The organism is Paenibacillus terrae (genome assembly GCF_005217525.1).
In the GTDB taxonomy this organism is placed as follows: domain Bacteria; phylum Bacillota; class Bacilli; order Paenibacillales; family Paenibacillaceae; genus Paenibacillus; species Paenibacillus terrae_C.
Map to the genome: position 1 here is coordinate 120,065 of NZ_PNXQ01000005.1, position 16,756 is coordinate 136,820.

The following is a 16,756-nucleotide window of genomic DNA, read 5'->3' on the forward strand; positions in this document are numbered from 1 at the left end:
GTTACTCCTTTCCCTTTTCCACGTTGGTTGGGATATGAATCACTATCTTGGTGCCTTGATTCTCAGCTGATTCGATCTCCATTCTCCCCTCGAGCAGTTCAACCCTTTCCCGCATACCAATCAGACCAAAATGTCCATGATCTTTGCTTTTCTGCTGAAAAAGCTCAGGCTTAAAGCCCAGACCGTTATCCTGCACCACGATTTTTACAAGCTGCGCCTGATAAGTAATCTCAACAAGCACATAGGTAGGATAAGCATGCTTGGCAGCGTTGGTCAAAGCTTCTTGGATCAGGCGGTAAATGGCTGCTTCCATCGCGGAAGAGAGACGGTGTTCCTTGCCCCTTGTTTCAAAAAGCGATCTAATCTTTGTTTTCTCTTCAAAATCCTGCACATATTTCCGGAGCGTCGGAATAAGTCCCAAGTCATCCAGGGCCATAGGACGCAGATTGAAAATAACCTTTCGCATTTCCTCAAGACTGGAGCGAACCTGTTTCTTCAAGTCTACTATTTCGTCCTGAACCATCTTAAATTCCTGCTTGGCGATCATTCTTTCCACAATTTCCGTCCTAAGCACTAGATGCGCAAGAAGCTGTGCAGGTCCATCGTGAATTTCACGGGATATCCGCTTGCGCTCCTCTTCCTGGGCTAAAATAATTTTCAGACCAATAAACTGTCGGTTTTTGGCCGATTCGATGATCCGCGTTACTTGTCCCAACTCACCCGACAAGTATTCCAGCACGACGCCCATCTGCGAACCGATGGTTTCGGCCCGCTCGACAGAGGCCTCGACACTTTTAGCCCGCTTTTGAAGATCATCTCTTCTGGCCTTGAGGTACATTTCCTTCTCGCGAAAGATCATCACATCGAGCTGAAGCTGTGTTGCTTTCTCATAAGCCTGCTTGATATCCTCTTCCGAATAGCGGACAAAGTCACGGCTGACCTCAGTCAGCCGAATACGGGACCGCCGATAGTTCATTTCCAGCTGATCCACCTTTTCAATCGTTTCTGCCGTTTCCTTTAGGACGCTCTGGAGTTCCTGATTTAATGTGATCAGCTCGGTCCGGGCCGTGTCCAAAATTTCGAACATCTGATATTTGCTGTTCTCCATCACCTGGATGGCATTCTTAATGACTCGGTCTATGATATCGGCTTGAAAGTCCACAAATGTTCTACTCCAATCCTAGCAATTCAAGTATATATCATACCATATCATGACTGGAGGGTAATGGTCTTCGTTTCTTGTTCCCATTTTACAGTGATTCCTAACTGCTCAGACACGAGTCTTAATGGGACTAAAGTCCTACCACCTAACACAATGGGTGCTACATCCGTGCTCTGACGCTTGCCGTTCAGGACGACTTCTTTCTTGCCTACTGTTAAATCCATCAGCACACCGCCACGCATAATCGTAATCCGCTGATCGCCTGCGTTCCACTTGGCTTGCCCGCCAAAAGCGTCCAACACGTACTTGATCGGCACATACGTTGAGCCATTACGGGTCATCGGAGCCGCATCGATTGTTGTGGGCGTCCCGTTCAGGGTCATTGACTTTTGTCCGATAGTCATTTGAGCCGTTCCTTTTTTGAGTCCTTCGGTTCCGACCGTTCCCGGTGTATTAAAAGAAATATTATCAAAAGCGACATTGCCCGTTTTAGCACGCTCATCCTGACCTTCGGCCACATTGACTACATACAGGCGCTTGAGCTTCGCCGGATATGAAATATTCAAACCGCTCATATCTGCGTTAATGGTTTTCCAGCCGTTCCAGTCGATCGCTTTGGCCAGGTCTATATATGCTGTTTTGCCTTGGGCATCTTCCAGTTCCGCACGCAACCAGTTCAGGCTCTTATCCCCTCTAACATCAATCGAGATGGATGTAGCCGCTTGTTCAAGCGTTTTGCCAGTTGTACCATTCAGTTGGGCGTAAGCATACATTTTACCACTGCCGTTCGTCATGTCGTAGTTCAGCTCAAGCACTTTGGAATTGGCATGGTCGCCATCTCCTTGTACAACAGCCGCTGTGCCGGTAACGCCTTCCACATTCGAAGTAAAATCAACCGGATACGAAACATTTTCGAAGTTCTCCCAGTTGCTTGTGCTCGTCCCGCCGGCAGACAAGAAGACGACTGCGCTAAAACCATCGTAGCGACCGATAGCATAACCCGTTTTTACACCTGCATCCACCGTATTTACTGTAAGCTGATTATCCTTAACGCTTCCCTTAAAGCCGATAAACTCCCATTTGAGCGCATCTGACGAAATGCTGACGCTCTGGCCGTCTTTCGTCTTTGCAGTTACTGGAACCGCAATTTTAGCTCCTGCTGTAAGCGATCCTGTCCCACTGCCTGCGATAAGTGATGAAATTTCATCTGCTCCCAGCACAGTAACCTTGGTTGTAGTACTGGCTGAGCCACTGGACGCCGTCAACGTAGCTGTTCCTGGTTTTGCTCCCTTCACAACACCGCCACTCACCGACACCACGGACGGATTGCTCGATTTCCACGTCACTTGTACATTCGAGGTATCGAATGGATTGTAGTAGGTGTCATAGCCTTTAAAAGAATAGCTTCCGGTCTGGCCGATAAGCAGCGTTTTATTGCCTTTAATCGTGAAGCCTTTAAGCGTCCCTTTAGGCGCACTGGTATACACCCCCACACCGTTTACAACGCTGCGTTGCTCCGTACCGTATTCCGTATTGAACGTAAGCCCTGCTGTCGTATCTCCCAAATCGCGGGTTACCATCGTGGTGGAGCCGCCGCCATCCAGGTTCATACCCTTCCAGACACCAATATCTTTCATCAGCGTTTGCAGCTCACTCAGGGATACACCCACGCTGTTCTCGTTCTTCTCAACGGCAATGACGTAAGCGTAACGCTTGTCACGGGAATATCCCAAAGCCGTCCGCGCCCGCGTCCCGCCTATACTCGTTGTACTGCGGGAAAACGAAGTTTTCTGACCGTCATTCACCAATATGGTGTGTCCGCCAATCATCATCTGGAGATTGGAAGGATCCACCTCACTCCCTGTCGATTTGACACGAAGGTGATAGCTGGTTTCTACCGTTTGTCCCACTGTCAGATGATCTTTGACATAATCGGCTGCTTTGCCATGGGTACGTAAAATATATCCGTCCTGCGGCACAGTCATATTCAATGTAGCATTATTGGAAATTTGCGTAACCACACCATTTTGCACCAACACCTCGGTAGGCGTTGTTGAGCTGTTTTTCGGCCGCTCAATTGCTTTCCAGGCAGATGTATAAATATACATAGCGTTGGAATGGCTGTAGCTGCTTCCACTCGTTTCAGGCGAATATGAAGCCTTATTCATCCCCGCTAAAGGGAAGGTTGACCCGTCCCCGGCTTTTACTGTGCCTTCAAAGGTAAACTGCTCTACCATTGGGGAACCGTCTTTGGTTACTGCAAAAGCATACATCCCCGTTAAATCGGACGGAGTAGACATCAATACTCCCTTCGATACTTGTCCACCAATCGGGGCCCCCTCGCTGGAGGTATTAAAATAATCTCCGTTCACACCAGCGACTGCTCCAGTCTCTTTTGCCATACCACCTGTGCTTTGACGGGTTGTAAACTGTCCATTTTTCCCGGTCATAACATCCAGCTTGACGTATGGATTTTGCAAATCCACCCGGACGATATCAGCTAACGCTGTTCCTTTGGAGCCTTTAAAACGATATTTCATCAATGTTGCACCTGAAGTAATTATTTCTTCTCCCAGCTTTACAGTTGAAGCGGAAGCTGCACTCGCAATCGGCGCAGATATCCAGCCGTTTAACGGAATTAGAGCGCCTGTTCCGGCTACGGGTCCAACCCATAATACTCCCGCCAGCGTCAAAACAGCCCATCTTTTAGCGATCCCTCTGCCATCTACCTTCTCATTGCCTTGTCTCCTATTACCTAAAACCATATGGATGATAGCTCTCCCATCTTCATTGTATTCAAACGGACTTTTCCGATCATGTACTCTAAACTCTATCAAATAAACAAAAAAAGCCTCTTATGTTAATAGACTTATTATAAAGGCAAAAGTTACGAAAATCCCGTTAACTTTTCATAAAACAAAAACTATAAATTGACGAATGCATAATCAGCACACTATAATACACATGAACTCATTGGTTCAAATAATACTAATCAGTTCAAATCTAATTTTTGCAACCTATCGTGGAGGTTTGAAATCATGAATAAACAACGGGCACTCATCGTACTTACTTTATCCCTGAGCATTGTCATCGCTGGATGTTCCAGCGCGGAGAAAGATGCTAAATCAGGCTCAACTGCACAGCCAACCGTTGTGCGTACTGCAGTTGTCAAATCCTCTCCGCTCCTTACTGCCTATAACTTGTCAGGCACTCTTCAGGCTTATGAGGAAAACACACTGGCTTTTCAAAATGGAGGCACCGTAGCCAGTGCGTATCTCACTGTCGGCACCGCTGTACAGAAAGGCACCGTAATTGCTAGTTTGGATGATGCTGACTACAAGCTTCAGGTGGCACAAGCGACAGCTTCCATCCTGGAGGCACAGGCTGGTATTGATAACGCGCAGGCTAATCTACAGGCTGCTACCTCTGCGATTCAATCCGCCGATGCCGGCATTACAGGAGCCAGTGCGAATGTTAATAAGATCAATAAAGGTGCACGTGCTCAAGAGAAGCAGCAAGCGCAAGCCGCTGTAGATAAGGCGCAAAGCGCTTATAACAAGGCCAAGACGGATAGCGAGCGTACACAGAAGCTGTTTGAGGCAGGCGCTGCTTCCGCGTCGGATAACGAGAATGCCCGCGTGAATGCTACGGCAGCCCAGAAAGATCTTGAGCAAGCCAAGGAATCCCTGTCCCTTTTGCTGGAAGGGGCTACAGCCGAAGATCATCAATCCGCCCAGGCTTCCTTTCAAGATGCGCTTGCAGGTAAAAGCAAAGCTCTCGCTGCCAGTGAACAAGCTGCGGCTTCCAAAAAGCAAGCTCATGCCAACTACGAAAAAGCCCTTGTCGCCAAGGGGCAGGCAGAACTTGCACTTTCACGCACCCGTCTAATTTCTCCTGCGAACGGCATTATTTTAGGCAAGAGTGTGAATACAGGTGACTTGGTCGCTTCAGGCCAAGCCGTCTATCGCATAGGCTCCATTGACCGTCTCAAGGTACTGCTTCCAGTACCGGACAGTGAGATCAGAGATTGGAAAAAGGGGCAATCGGTGAATGTGATGTTATATGAAGAAAGCCGTCAAGGTACGGTTTCCAACATCTATCCTTCAACCAGTACCAATACGGGAATAGTTAACGTAGAGATCGTTATAAACAATCCACAGCGAGACTGGTTACCTGGTCAGGTCATTAAAGCTGCTCGACAGGTGACAGACAAGAACGGCATTCTCGTTCCCGCTGAAGCGGTCATTAACACGGGGAGCGAGCCTTTTATTTTCAAAGATATTAAAGGAAAAGCTGTTAAAACACCTGTAGAACTTGGCGATCAGGTTATAGACAATCAATTGCATATCGTATCCGGCCTTCGTGAAGGCGACCGCATTGTCATTAAAGGGGCAGAAAATCTGTTTGATGGAAATCCGGTTAAAGCGGAAGAAGGCGGCCGCCCATGATTGAATATTTCGTGAAAAAGCGAAAAATTACGCTACTGTTTTTTGTTATGCTTGTTTTAGTCGGAGCTTTTGGATTTTTCCAATTACCGAAGCAGGAAATGCCAGATGTCACCATACAGAATGCTATGGTAACAACAGTCTATCCCGGTGCTACACCACAAAAAGTAGAACAAACTGTAACCAAAGAACTGGAAAAGCGCATTAAGGAAGTTGAAGGTGTTAAAACGATTAGTTCGACTTCTGGCAACGGATTCTCCTCTATTTTAATCGAATCCAAAAATGGAGTTGATCCTCAAACCGTCTGGGATAATATGCGTAAAAAAGTACAGGATGCGCAAGCTGATCTTCCCCAAGGTGCTGAAACACCCGTTGTGAATGACAAGCTAACCAGCTCGTTTATCGGCTCCTATGCCCTGGTCGCTGATTCTCCTGCACCATTGTATAAACTAAATGATTTGACCACAACGTGGAAGGATCAGCTCAATACCTTATCAGGTGTATCAAGTGTCAAGTTCAATGGGCTTCCTGACCAGGAAGTACGCGTCCAAATCGACAATCAAAAGCTTCAGCAGTACCATCTGTCGTGGGGGCAGGTCGCACAAGCGGTCCAGTCACAAATGGATCGGGTTCCTACTGGTGATATTGAATACAACGGGCGTACCTATCAACTCATAGTCCGGGAAACCCAAAAAGCCGAAGAATTAAATCAGGCCATTCTGACACGTACAGAGGCAGGGGCTCCTGTTTATCTGCGAGATGTCGCTACAACGGAACTGTCACATCCCCAAGCAGAATATTTTTCCTATGTAGGGGGGAAGCCAGCCATTACGCTAAGCATTGGAGCAGAAAAGGGCACAGACGTCCCGCCTATGAGCGAAAAGGTCAATGTCAAGCTCAAAGAGCTGGAAAAAACACTTCCCGAAGGGGTTCGTCTTGAAACTCTTTTTGCACAAAAAGATCAGGTAGATCATATCTTCGAGGATTTAAAGCGTGAAACGATTCTTGCAATTGTTGCTGTTATTCTCGTTTGTATGCTGGGTTTGAATTTGCTTACCTCTGCTTTTGTCGCATTGGCGATTCCGATTTCGGTTGCGATTGCCATTATCTTTTTGCCCATGTTCGGTATTACACTCAATCAAATTTCCGTTGTCGGTCTGATCATTGTACTTGGCATACTCGTCGATGACGCCGTAGTGGTCAATGATAATATTGAGCGGAGACTTACGGAATTAGGAGAATCGCCTACAGATGCAGCTATAAAAGGAACCAAAGAGGTGATGCTTTCTATTTTGGTTGCCACACTGGCTACCATCTCGGCCTTTGCTCCACTGTTGTTTCTACCCGGAAATGTAGGGGCATTCATCAAGCCTATTCCCGCCATTGTTTCTCTGACCATGCTTGCCTCCATGATTATGTCACTTACCATCATCCCTATTTTCCGAGAATGGTATGAGAAACGCAGGCAGACTCGTCAACCCAAGGGTAAAACTAAACCGGCAGGCTTGTTGGGCCAACAGATTCAGTCTTTAAACAAGCTGTATTCACAAAAGTTGATGCCCAAAGTCATTAAGCGTCCCTTGCTGACTGCAATGGCAGGACTCATGTTTGGAACAGCCGCTTATGGATTGGTTCCTTTTACATCAGTTGAACTCTTTCCTAAATCAGAGGACCCTCATGTCGCATTAAAAATAAAAATGCCTGTAGGCACCTCCGTGATAGAAACAGACAAGGTCGTTAAAGACATTGCAGGCTGGATAAAGAAGCAATCCGAAACCTCCAAGGTCGTCTACAGTGCCGGAGGAACTGCACCGCAACTATTTAGTGACATTAATAGTTCGGGTGGAGATATTAGATATGATGAGACCGTAGGACAAGTTGCTGTCGTCGGTAAAAAAGATATTTTTGATCTCGATACAACGGTTGATGCTTGGGAAAAGCATGTTAAAAAGTCATATCCTGAAGCTACAGTGTCGACGTATATTCCCCGTCTGGGAGTCCCAGTGGGCAAGCCCGTCGCTATTCGGATTTCAGGTCAGAACCTGAATCAATTGCAAAGCCTTGCCCAAAAAGTAAAAGAGCAGATCGCCACAGTAGAGGGTACAACCGGCATCATGGATGATATAGGGATCGAAAGATATGCACTGGATTTGCAGGTCAACAAACAAGCCATGGATCAATACCTGGTAAGCTACACAGATCTGACTCGTACCCTGCTTCTGTTAAAAGAAGGGGCTAAAGTTAGCCAATTTGATACAGGAAACGATCTGGTGGATATTAAATTGTATTTGAATCATAGCAACGAGGAGCCCAGCACGCTTTTCCAACAATTAAGCGTAGTCAATTCAGCCGGTGTGCAGATTCCGTTAAACCAGCTCGTACAGATAAAGCCATCGTTTGCTATTCAGCAAATCAAGCATTACAATATGGAGCGAACGATTACGGTAGAAGCCGACTTGAACGGGCGAACTGCAAGCGAAGCGATGGTGGATGTAGAAAGTAAACTGGCACAAATGAAGTTCCCCGAAGGCTATAAATGGGAAGTGGGCGGTGAAACCTCCGATCAGTCCACCATATTCGGGGATTTAGGGAAGCTGGCAATTGTTGTAGTCTTGCTCATTTTACTCTTAATCACCATGCAGTTTTATTCGCTGTCCATTCCTATTATCATTATGACGACAGTGTACTTGGCAGCAGCCGGTGGAATTATCGGTATTTTCCTGACAGGTATGCCTATTGGATTTATGAGCATCATGGGAATTATCGCGCTGGCGGGAATTGTAGTGCGAAACGGAATTGTGTTAATTGAGTTCATCGAAGATGCCCGACATGAGGGAATGGAACTGAAAGAAGCTGTGATAAAAGCAGCCGCTGCCCGTTTTAGACCCATTTTATTGACTTCTCTGGCTGCAATAGTAGGTATGATTCCGTTAGCCCTATTGGGAAGCCTGCTCTTTAAACCTCTGGCGTTTACCGTCATTTTCGGATTGTTATTCTCGACTTTGTTAACCCTGTTTGTAGTGCCATCATTATATATGATCATGGCCAAGTTCAAGATGCGACGTCAGCTCAAAAAACAGCAACACACGGCTATCACACACGATCAACCTTTGTAGTTGCATGTAGTGAAGTATACACAGTCGGATTGAACCCTAGGGGGAAGTAAGTATGGAAAGCAAAAAAAATGATATATTACAGGCGGCCATTCGGCTGTTTTCCAGAAAAGGCTACTATTCAACATCTGTTGAAGAGATCGCCAAAGAAAGTGGGATGGCCAAGGCATCCTTTTATAAATATTTTCAGGGAAAAGAAGAACTGCCTCTGGAAATGTGTATTATCCTAGAGAAAAATATTGAACAGGATATCCGGGCACTTTACAGTAAACCTGATCTCACTAATCATGATAAACTGCACGGGTTTATTGTACTCTATTTAAAAAATCTTGTTGAAAACAAGGTATATCTTATGATAGATATGCCTGAACCATCCATGCTCATTTTTCAGAATGAACAACTCAATGACGTCTTCGAGCAACATGAATACAAGCTGTACAAATGGGTATGCGACTGCTTGATTGATGTTTTCGGACCCGACATTGAAGATTCTGCATGGGATATAACCTTTGTACTCAAAAGCGTTGTATTTGAATACATTCGCTTCTTTGCGGATCGGATGAACGATGAAACGGTTGAAAATCTTACTCAATTCATTATTTTCCTATCCAATTCCTTGGTTGCCAGCCTGAAGAGTACCGATTCGGCCCCTCATTTGTGGAGCAATCAGGGCTGGTTGCCTGAAAGCATTCTAAGCAATCCCTTTGGTCAGGGCCGCCAGATTAACGGCCTTCTCTACTCTCTGGAGGACAGCATTCTGCTGTCTTCTTGGAGTTCGAGTGAAAAGCAAGAATACCAGCAAATTGCTGCTCTATTAAAGGAAGAAGCTTTGAAAGCGAATCCTCAGATGGGTCTTTTAAAAGCACTCTTTTCATATTTGGAGCAGCGGAAGGAACTAAAAAAAGTTTGTCATTTGCTCCAAAAACTGTTGAATCTTACATCCCCAACGGAGTAGGCGCTTAGAAATTCATCACAGCAATTCACAACTTAGCTTGTAGAATACATCAAAAAAGACTGCTCATGTAAATCATGAGACAGTCTTTTTTTGGTTATTGCTTATATTTGATAGCATATGGGAAATTACAGACCGGCTTGCACTCTCAGAGCGTCAGCTTTGTCTACACTCTCCCATGGCACATCCAGATCTGTACGACCAAAGTGACCGTAAGCAGCCGTTTGCTTGTAAATTGGACGACGCAGATTTAGCATTCGAATGATACCTGTGGGGCGAAGATCAAAATTGTTACGAATCAGTTCAACGAGCTTCTCGTCGCTTACTTTCCCAGTACCGTATGTATCGACACTAATGGAAACTGGTGTAGCTACACCAATGGCATAGGCAAGCTGAATTTCTACCTTATCTGCCAATCCGGCTGCAACAAGGTTTTTCGCTACATAACGGGCAGCGTAAGCAGCGGAACGGTCCACTTTGGTCGGATCCTTACCGGAGAATGCTCCCCCACCATGACGCGCATAACCACCATACGTATCTACGATAATTTTGCGGCCTGTTAGACCTGCATCCCCTTGAGGCCCGCCAATAACAAAGCGACCTGTTGGATTGATGTAATACTTGGTTTGCTCGTCCAGCAATTCCGCAGGAACAACTGGCAAAATAACCTTTTCCTTGATGTCTGCCTGAATTTGCTCTAATGTAGTATCTTCTGCATGCTGTGTAGAAACTACAATGGCATCAATACGAACTGGTTTGCCATTTTCATACTCTACCGTTACTTGCGTTTTACCATCCGGGCGAAGGTACTTTAATGTTCCATCCTTGCGCACTTCGGCCAAGCGGCGTGCAATACGATGAGACATGGCGATAGGCAACGGCATCAACTCAGGTGTTTCATTCGTAGCAAAACCGAACATCAACCCTTGATCTCCTGCTCCAATGTTCTCCGTTTCTTTATCTACCTCAGCAGGATCACGGCTTTCCAGAGCAGCGTTAACCCCTTGAGCGATGTCCGGCGATTGTTCATTCAAAGAAGTCAATACAGCGCAAGTATTATAATCAAAGCCATATTTCGCACGTGTATAGCCAATTTCCTTAATCGTATTGCGTACAATGGATGGAATATCCACGTATTCCGATTTGGAGCTGATTTCACCAATGACAAGAACGAGACCAGTAGCTACTGATACTTCACACGCTACCCGTGCATTAGGGTCATTAGCCAAAAAGGCGTCCAATACGGCATCGGAAATCTGATCACAGATTTTATCCGGATGACCTTCTGTTACAGATTCAGACGTAAACAAATGACGGCCTTTTACAGACATGAATTTCAACCTCCCACAATTAAAATACATGAGGATTTGTATAAAATCCTGACATGGCAATGGCATTAGCCAGACACTCTCACGCCAACATGTGGCCGGAAAATGACTTCTATACCTGATTAACAAAAAATGAACCTTTTCCGGTAGGAAAAGGTTGCGTACAAGCCTCAAATGCCATGATATCCTATTTAAAACAAGGTGTCAATTCATATCACCCAATTACAAAGGGCAACACTAAGACAAATTGACAAGAAATAAATTTCTCATCCACATGAGGATAGCCTTATTTAAAAAACGATTGCACGTCAAAATCAGTTAAAAATTATTGCAACTTACAAGGTACCAAATTCAGATAAGCTGCGTTCGGCAGATTGTACCAATCGCTTGGTAATTTCACCACCTACAGAGCCATTCTGTCTTGAAGTCAAATAGCGCCACTCCACATTTGCGCTTCCTTTAAACTCGCCCAACTCCGCAGCAAACTCACTGTCGACACTCGGATGTATATGCGCATATTGGGGATTATAAACAGGAAGACCAAACTCAGCAGCAATTTCATACTTCAAATCATTTAATCTGGCACGGCTTTCGGGAATCAATCGTCTTTGACCTTTTGACGCCATCGTACACACCTCCATCAATTGTATTTTCTTTCATGAAGTTAGTGTGCAGCGTTTGGAGTCAGCTTAGCCAAGAACAATTTGCTATCCCAAGCAGTATTTACGAAAAAGAACATTCCAACATACAATCTATTGGAGAGTATAACCGCCACGTACCATGACGACCAGGCCAAACTTCTGTCCTTCTTTTACCTGAATACCTCTTCCTTCTCTAGGAAAAGATAGTAAATGATTTTTCTCAACCGCCTGATTATGGACAATTTCTGTTCCGGAAGTGATATCAATAGCTCCACTGGCATCCATACTATAAACAACAGCATACCCGTTACGTAAAATAAATTCCGCCCCAACTTTGGCAATCAACTTTTGACCAGGCTTTACATCAACAACCTTCAATTCCTCGGTCTGTTCCACAGCTGCGGAAGCTTTGCCTGTACTAGGCGCTCCCGAAGTTGTTACGTTAGAAGTAGCGTTGGTGGTGGGAACTGCTGAACCAGTCGTTTTACTATTAGTGCTACTTGCTGATACTCCACCTTTGATTGCCTGAGCGATTTTCTGGTCAACATAGCTTTTGGTTACAACTGGATCATCAGCTGTACCTGGTTGTCCAGAGCTGGAGGCTCCATTAACTGAGTTGTTCATTAAGGAGCCTGCAACTATCCCTCCTCCAAGTAAAACCGCAGCCAGCGTTACTTTGTAGCGTGGTTTCATAAAAATCCTCCTACAGCAGGTTAATGCATTGTGAAAAATAATTTTATATTAGCATTATTATTGGCTTGCTCCAGAAGAAGCACCTTGCAGCACCCATGGTTTATTATAAGCCATCTTCAATGTATCAATGCTCGTAACTATATCTTCTGCTTGCTGTTCAGCCGTGGTCACTTTCAGATTAGCCTCATAAACCTGAAGTTCAGTAGCTAAACCCACATCAAATTGCTTTTTAGCCATATCGGCCGCACTTCTAGCGCTCACCAAACCAGCTTGAATTTGAGAATACTGGCTTTCCAAGCCTTTAATGTTGTTATAAAGGGTTCTCACAGCTTCTTCAAGAGTTCTCTTTGTACCCTCTGTAGCATACTGAGCTTTCTCAACATCAAGTTGTTGAGCTTCGTATGGCGTATTTCCTTGAGTATTAAAATTGTAGAGCTTCAAGCTCAGTTCAGCTAAATCCACTTTTTGTTCACTTAACCAAATAGCCGTGCTGCTGGTAAGCACTTGGCTTACCTTAGTTTCCACATTATCTTTGAATTCAGAATAAACAGGTTTATCTTTCAATTCGTAACGCTGTTCTGGCTTGTAACCAATCATTTGATTCAAAGATACATATGCGCTATCCAGATCTTTTTTTGCCTTGTCTAAAGCAGCTTGATTTTGAGTCAACTGGTTCGTTGCTTGAGTCACCTCATAATCACTCGACATTTGATTATCTCTTTTAATTTGTGCAACTTTCAGCTTGCGCTCAGCATCTTCAATATTCAAAGCAGCCAATTTAACGGCATTTTGCTTTTGAAGAAGCTTGTTATAAAGATCCTTTACATTGTATTCAATACCTTCTTTGGTCATATCCAGGTTCTTTTTGGTAGCCTCATAATTAAGGTTAGTTTGAGCATAACCTTTGAAAGCTTTATCTTGTCCTTCATCACCTGCTTCGGCAGGAACAAAGTCAATATTTTTGCCTGCTTCTTTCATGATTTTCCCGGCTTGATCAATACTAGCTTCTCCTGTTTTAACTGAGGTACTATCAGCTATAGCCAGTTTAACTGCATCATCATAGGCTAAAGAATCATTATAGTAGGTATCATAAGTAACTTTAGTCACAGGAGCTGTGAAAGGCTTACTGGATAAGCTGTTGGTTTGACCATCAGTAGTGCTTCCATCAGCTTGATTTGAAATAGTTACTGTCCGTGTAGTCTTATCCCAATTTACTTTGGCGCCTAATGATTGGCTCACAAAGCGCAGAGGAACGAGCACTTGACCCTTTTGAATTTGAGTAGCTGCATCGAGTTGTACAGGAGCACTATTCTTATAAGCAAGTTTAGAACCCACATTTAAAGTTAACGTATCATCATTTTTGGATGCAATTACTTTTTTAGCTTTGCTATCCCACTCCACTTGTGCTCCCAGGCTTTCAAAAACGCCGCGAAGAGGCACTAAGGTTGTATTTTGGCTAATCACTGGTGACTGTGTATATTGCTGGGCTACACCGTTAATAATAACTTTTATATCACCTGTTTGAGCCCCTGCAAGATTGGCAAATGCAGAAGAAAGAACCAATGTGGAAAGTACCGCCACTCCAAAACGTTTCATAATTTCTCTCCTTTGTCAATAAGGCTAATAAAAGAAAAGGGCTCCAAAAGGAACCCTCTTCTCATCTAATTCAGTTAACTCAAAAGAGTTGCTCTTAAATTAGTTTTTGTTTTCAACAGTAACTGTTTTTGCAGTTGCATCATAAGTGATGGATGCATCCAGCGCTCTGCTCACCCAAGCGATTGGCAGTACAGTACGGTTTTTGTTAGTTACAGCTTTAACGTCCATACGAATCACAGAACCGTTAACAGTCAACAGGTTTGTGTTCAGTTTGATTTGAGCAACAGTGCTACCTTTAATCAGGGTAACTGTGGAAGTTGCTTTGTCAAACAGGATGTTTTGTTGGGATACACCCAGAGCTTCAGCTGCATAACGTACTGGCAAGTAAGTGCGTCCGTTTTCAGCATAAGGAGCTACTTCTGCTGTTTTACTTTGACCATCTACAGTGTAAGAAGTGCTTCCCAGTGTGAAGACAGCTTTAGTACTAGTAGCACCTGGAGCTGGAGTTCCAACAGTTGCGATTGCTACTTCAGCAGCTGCAGTGTTGTTGTCTTTCCAGTTTTGAGTGTTGTCAGTTGCGCCTTTGTATGCAGTGTAAGAAACAGCGCTACCTTTCAGCTTAGCAACGATGTCGCCTTGAGCTACAGTACGGTCAACAGTCAGCTTAGGAGCCGAGATTGTGATTGTACTTGGAGTAGCACTTTCGCTATCGATGTAGAAGCTCAGACGGCCTTTGTTGCTTTCGCCGTAAGTATCAGTAGATACGCTCTTCACTTTAACGTCACCAGCTGTAACTTTCACTTCTGGAGTAGCAGCAAAGCGTACGCCTGTTGGCAATTCCAAGATTACTTCACGGCTACCATCTTTCTTAACGAAAGCTTCTTTAGCTGCTTCAGTAATTGTGATGTCGCCAACTTGTTGGTCGCCCAGACCGATTGTCAGAACTGGTTTGGATGCAGCAGCCAAAGTGACAGCTTGCTTCACAGTTGCAACCTTAACAGTACCGCTCAGACCTTGGCTACCAGCAACATCAACGTTCAGATCGCCGGAGAAACCTGGTTGTGTAGCAACTTCAACGTTTTTCAGTTTCAAAGTACCAGCATCAGTAGTGCTGTTAGCGTTATTGAAAGTCAATTTCAAAGTACGTTTGTCAGAGTCAGTATAGGAAACCTCTGCTCCACCCAAACCGTTAGTGTTCTCCATAGAACCGGAGAAGTTGCTTCCAGGGTTGTTGCTTTCAAAAGTTGACTGCCAACGAGCACCTTCAGGCAGACGCAAAGTTACAGTACGTCCTTTTACGAAAGAACCAGCAACAGTTTCTTTAATTGAAACATCACCAATTTTTTGCTCATCATGACCAGCAAGAATTGTTGTTGGAGTAGCAACGGAAACGCCACCACCGATTTGACCATAGCTACCAACTACAAGGGAGCTAACGTCAGTTGTTGCGTTACCAGAGATACTTACAGTAACATCGCCCTCTTTAGCACTGTTTTCATCATCAACATAGAATCCTACAGGCAATTGGAAAGATGTTTGAGCATCACTTACTTTTTTCAAAGACAAAGTAAGTGTATCACCATCACTAGAATACTTCACATCATCTGGCTTAATTGCTTTGTCTGTATTGGAAGTAAACAAAATAGTGGCTGGATTTTTAGGAGCGGAGTCCCATTTGAAACCGCTAGGCAATTTCAATTTAATATTGCTGTTACCCAAAGAACCAGCAGTTTCTTCTTTAACTTTCAAAGTTGCAGTAAAGTTTTCTTCACTGGAAACTGTATCAGCAGCAGACAAAGATACTTGACCAGAAGAAACTACGTTTGCAATTGTAGCTTCGCCGCTAGTAAAGCCACTTGCAGAAGCTGCATCAATAGTAGCCTTTACAGGTCCATTGCTAGGTCCGTTAACATTGATTTTACCAAAGTTCAGATAAAGATCAACGCTATCTTTAGAGTTAGTAAAGTTAAAAGTCACTCTTGCAGAGTTATTAGTGAGCTTCTCTACAGTCAAACCCTTACCCTTAACATATCCAGTTTCTGCACGAGCAGCATCATTATCATCGTTATCGCCTGGATCAATGTAAACGCCCAAACCATAAGTAGAATCAATAGCAGTAGGAACAACTCCAGGGTTGGTAGCAAATTCAAAGCCTTTAGGCAATGTAACAGTGAAGGATTCACCTTTACCAACAGAAGCTTGGCTTACGTTAACTTTCACTCTACCCAGAGTAGTGTTTGTAGTTTGACTTGAACCAATGCTAGGAGTATTAACAGAAGTATAGCTAGAAGCTGCATGAACTGCAGTTGGGGAAGTCAGTGCTGCGATTGGAGCTGCAACACCAGCAACCAATGTTGCTGTTGCCAGCACGTTGATCATTTTTTTATTAAACTTTGTCATAACCTTTTTTTCTCCTCCTTGAATATAACCAGAAATATTATTTTTGTCTTTTTGTCGGATCTTGTCACTCATCAGTCGTTACACCTCCTTTCCGAGCTTTATGAGAACCCTTATAAAATGATATCTGTGACAATATCACAGAAGCTTGGAATCTAGTTGAAAGAAAGCGTCCATTTATGACGTACTCCAGTATTATACAATGTGATAACAATGTCGTAAAGAATTTTTTTAGCGAATTATGTCTTTACGCTTTTGTACCCCTTGTTTCATACTCACCCAATTAGACGTAGCATGGGTTCGAAAAGTTGCGTCCGTTTCAAAAAAAATTTTTATTTTTTTTGAATATGTATTCCGCTTTCCTACAGTCATAATTATACTATTGAACCTGTTCCTCCGTCATCCTACAACTTTTACCTGTTCAACCTT

10 protein-coding genes are annotated in these 16,756 nt (G+C 44.2%); 3 read left to right on the forward strand and 7 right to left on the reverse strand.

Annotated elements, in window-relative coordinates; all coding sequences use genetic code 11:
* Nucleotide 1: 1 nt before the first annotated feature.
* Nucleotides 2–1,162 (reverse strand): sensor histidine kinase, encoded by a 1,161-nt coding sequence (locus C1I60_RS03770; RefSeq protein ID WP_137060551.1) that lies wholly within the window; start codon nucleotides 1,160–1,162, stop codon nucleotides 2–4.
* 47 nt (nucleotides 1,163–1,209) lie between these two features.
* Entirely contained in the window at nucleotides 1,210–3,927 is a 2,718-nt protein-coding gene (locus C1I60_RS03775; RefSeq protein ID WP_137060552.1) for a stalk domain-containing protein, read from the reverse strand.
* 273 nt (nucleotides 3,928–4,200) lie between these two features.
* On the opposite strand from C1I60_RS03775, the gene C1I60_RS03780 reads away from it, so the two are divergent.
* The 3 genes from C1I60_RS03780 to C1I60_RS03790 are packed head-to-tail and all read left to right on the forward strand — an operon-like array spanning nucleotide 4,201 to nucleotide 9,675.
* Entirely contained in the window at nucleotides 4,201–5,610 is a 1,410-nt protein-coding gene (locus C1I60_RS03780; protein WP_137060553.1) for an efflux RND transporter periplasmic adaptor subunit, read from the forward strand.
* Nucleotides 5,607–8,723: an efflux RND transporter permease subunit gene (locus C1I60_RS03785; RefSeq protein ID WP_137060554.1), complete on the forward strand. Its 3,117-nt coding sequence runs from the start codon at nucleotides 5,607–5,609 to the stop codon at nucleotides 8,721–8,723. The genes C1I60_RS03780 and C1I60_RS03785 overlap by 4 nt, the downstream gene beginning before the upstream one ends.
* A gap of 52 nt (nucleotides 8,724–8,775) precedes the next feature.
* The gene (locus C1I60_RS03790) at nucleotides 8,776–9,675 is read left to right on the forward strand and encodes a TetR/AcrR family transcriptional regulator (protein WP_137060555.1); all 900 of its coding nucleotides are present in this window, start codon (nucleotides 8,776–8,778) and stop codon (nucleotides 9,673–9,675) included.
* A gap of 125 nt (nucleotides 9,676–9,800) precedes the next feature.
* Here the strand turns inward: C1I60_RS03790 and metK are convergent, their stop codons facing one another.
* From metK to C1I60_RS03815, 5 genes are all read right to left on the reverse strand, one after another.
* Nucleotides 9,801–11,003, reverse strand: a complete 1,203-nt coding sequence (gene metK, locus C1I60_RS03795) for a methionine adenosyltransferase (protein WP_137060556.1) — start codon at nucleotides 11,001–11,003, stop codon at nucleotides 9,801–9,803.
* Between the two features lie 332 nt (nucleotides 11,004–11,335).
* A complete protein-coding gene (locus C1I60_RS03800) occupies nucleotides 11,336–11,626 on the reverse strand; it encodes an alpha/beta-type small acid-soluble spore protein (RefSeq protein ID WP_137060557.1) in 291 nt (96 codons plus the stop codon).
* Between the two features lie 126 nt (nucleotides 11,627–11,752).
* Nucleotides 11,753–12,334: a hypothetical protein gene (locus C1I60_RS03805; RefSeq protein WP_137060558.1), complete on the reverse strand. Its 582-nt coding sequence runs from the start codon at nucleotides 12,332–12,334 to the stop codon at nucleotides 11,753–11,755.
* 57 nt (nucleotides 12,335–12,391) lie between these two features.
* Entirely contained in the window at nucleotides 12,392–13,930 is a 1,539-nt protein-coding gene (locus tag C1I60_RS03810; RefSeq protein WP_137060559.1) for a stalk domain-containing protein, read from the reverse strand.
* A 99-nt stretch (nucleotides 13,931–14,029) separates the two neighbouring features.
* Nucleotides 14,030–16,402 (reverse strand): copper amine oxidase N-terminal domain-containing protein, encoded by a 2,373-nt coding sequence (locus C1I60_RS03815; RefSeq protein ID WP_137060560.1) that lies wholly within the window; start codon nucleotides 16,400–16,402, stop codon nucleotides 14,030–14,032.
* Nucleotides 16,403–16,756 lie beyond the last annotated feature (354 nt).

Coding starts and splice junctions, on each gene's coding strand:
- C1I60_RS03775 (WP_137060552.1), bottom strand. CDS start 3,927: ATGGTTTTAGGTAATAGGAGACAAGGCAATGAGAAGGTAGATGGCAGA.
- C1I60_RS03780 (WP_137060553.1), top strand. CDS start 4,201: ATGAATAAACAACGGGCACTCATCGTACTTACTTTATCCCTGAGCATT.
- C1I60_RS03785 (WP_137060554.1), top strand. CDS start 5,607: ATGATTGAATATTTCGTGAAAAAGCGAAAAATTACGCTACTGTTTTTT.
- C1I60_RS03790 (WP_137060555.1), top strand. CDS start 8,776: ATGGAAAGCAAAAAAAATGATATATTACAGGCGGCCATTCGGCTGTTT.
- metK (WP_137060556.1), bottom strand. CDS start 11,003: ATGTCTGTAAAAGGCCGTCATTTGTTTACGTCTGAATCTGTAACAGAA.
- C1I60_RS03800 (WP_137060557.1), bottom strand. CDS start 11,626: ATGGCGTCAAAAGGTCAAAGACGATTGATTCCCGAAAGCCGTGCCAGA.
- C1I60_RS03805 (WP_137060558.1), bottom strand. CDS start 12,334: ATGAAACCACGCTACAAAGTAACGCTGGCTGCGGTTTTACTTGGAGGA.
- C1I60_RS03810 (WP_137060559.1), bottom strand. CDS start 13,930: ATGAAACGTTTTGGAGTGGCGGTACTTTCCACATTGGTTCTTTCTTCT.
- C1I60_RS03815 (WP_137060560.1), bottom strand. CDS start 16,402: ATGAGTGACAAGATCCGACAAAAAGACAAAAATAATATTTCTGGTTAT.